General features: G+C 72.8%; 1 protein-coding gene. It reads right to left on the reverse strand.

The window, feature by feature from the left end:
- Positions 1 to 1,263, reverse strand: a 1,263-nt coding sequence (locus C1I93_RS30580; protein ID WP_111246695.1) for an FGGY-family carbohydrate kinase, incomplete at both ends; no start/stop codon positions are given.

The raw sequence follows: 1,263 nt of genomic DNA on the forward strand, positions 1-1,263 counted from the left end.
GGGCGGGTCCAGTCGGTGTCGGGGGTGGTCAGGCCGGCGCCGATCGCGGCCAGCAGGGCGTCGCCGTAGCTGGCCCCGATGGTCACCGCCGGCACCTCCTGCTCCCGGCCGGTGACGTCGCTGACGATCTGCGTCCAGAGTCCGCCCTGGGTGCCGCCGCCCACCGCGACCAGCCGCTGCACCGGATTTTCTGGCGTGTCCAGCAGTTCCAGGATCTGCCGGATGCCGAAGGCGATCCCCTCGTACCCGGCGCGGAACAAATGTGCCCGGTTGTGCCGCAGGGTCAGCCCGGCGATCACACCCCGGGCGTGCGGGTCGAAGATCGGGGTGCGTTCCCCGGCGAAGTACGGCAGCAGCAGCAGGCCGTCCGCGCCCGGTGGCACCGCCGCCGCCTCTTCGACCAGCGTCTCGAAGGGTACGTCTCCGACGAGTTCCCGCAGCCAGCTGGTGAGGCTGCCGGAGGTGGCCATCCCGGCGGCGAGGCAGTACGTGTCGGCGGCCACCCCGGCGGTGTTCCACAGTTGCGGGTGCCGGGCGAGGCCGGTCAGTTGCTGGACGAAGAACATGGTGGAGCCGTACATCAGCATCAGGTCGCCGGGGCGGCGGACGCCGACGCTCACCGCCTCGGCCCAGGCGTCCACGGTGCCGGCGCAGACCGGGGTGCCCACCGGCAGGCCGGTCGCCTCGGCAGCCGCCGGGGTGACCGTGCCGACGATCTCCGCTGACCAGGCCAGTCGGGGTGCGGGCAGGTCGGCCATGATGTCGTCGTACCAGGGCTGGTGCCACTGCTGGGCCGCGATGTCGTACAGCGGCACCGACTGGCTGGCGGTGTGGTGGTCGAGGATGTACTCCCCGGTCAGCTTCCGCACGATGTACGAGCTGGAGTTGTACCAGCGGGTGGCGCGGTCCCAGACCTGCGGCTCGTTGCGGCGTACCCAGAGGGCTTTCGGGCCGACCGCCTGGGTGGTGATCGGGCTGGCCGCCCGTTCCAGCACCGCGTCGGCGCCGTAGCGCTCGGTCAGCTCGGCGATCTCGGCGGTGGCCCGCATGTCGATGCCGTAGAGGATCGCCGGCCGGACCGGGGTGTCCTGTTCGTCGCAGAGCACCAGGCAGGGGCCGACGCCGCTGACGCAGACCGCCGCGATGGCCGCGCCCTGCGCGGCGGCGGTCAGCTCGGCGGCGATGGAGACCACGTCACCCCACCAGACCGCCTCGGCGTCGACCTCGGCCCAGCCGGGGCGGGGCAGCGACATCGACCGGGGG

This window comes from Micromonospora endophytica (assembly GCF_003236305.1).
Taxonomy (GTDB): Bacteria; Actinomycetota; Actinomycetes; order Mycobacteriales; family Micromonosporaceae; genus Micromonospora; species Micromonospora endophytica.